Here is a 745-nt window from a genome sequence, read left to right on the forward strand (position 1 = left end):
ATGCTGCCCGTCTATCTGGTGGCCGGCGATGAGCCGCTGCAACAGGGAGAACTGCTTGACGACCTGCGCCGGGCAGCCCGCGACCAGGGTTTTGACGAACGCCAGCGTTTTTCCAGTGATACCGGTATCGACTGGAACGCCCTGCTCAACGAATCGCAAAGCATGAGCCTGTTCGGCGGCCGCCGCATTCTTGAACTGGTACTCAACGATAAACGCCCGGACAAGACCGGCAGCCAGATTCTTCGCGATGTGCTCGCCGGCCTGAAAGGCGGAGCCAGTAGTGACACCCTGTTATTGATCCGCTGCTCACGGCTGGACCGCCGCAAGGACTGGAATAGTGCCTGGGTCAAAGCCGTGGATGAAATGGGTGCCGTGATCGAAGTCTGGCCAGTTGAAGGGAAAGGCTTGCGCAACTGGCTGCAGGAACGCCTCACCAGCCGTGGCCTGCGCGCCAACGAAGATGCCCTGGCCCTGCTGATTGAGCGCAGTGAAGGGAACCTGCTGGCCGCCGCCCAGGAAGTGGACAAGCTGGCTTTACTGGTAGAAGACGGCCAGGTCGGCCCGGAAGACGTTCAGCAAGCGGTGGGCGACTCCAGTCGCTACTCGCCCTTCGACCTCACCGAGGCCACCGCGCAGGGTGACAGCCAGCGCGTCATGCACATTATCCAGACCCTGCGCGCCGAAGGCGTGGAGCCCCCGGTGCTGCTGTGGGCCCTGAGCCGCGACATCCGCCTGCTCGACGGCA

Annotated in this window: 1 protein-coding gene; it reads left to right on the forward strand. The window is 63.1% G+C overall.

Going from position 1 to position 745, the window contains the following annotated elements; translation table 11 throughout:
* A partial coding sequence (gene holA, locus A3730_RS25820; protein ID WP_063539274.1) for a DNA polymerase III subunit delta occupies window positions 1–745 on the forward strand: 745 nt, incomplete at both ends.

The organism is Alcanivorax sp. HI0044 (assembly GCF_001634945.1).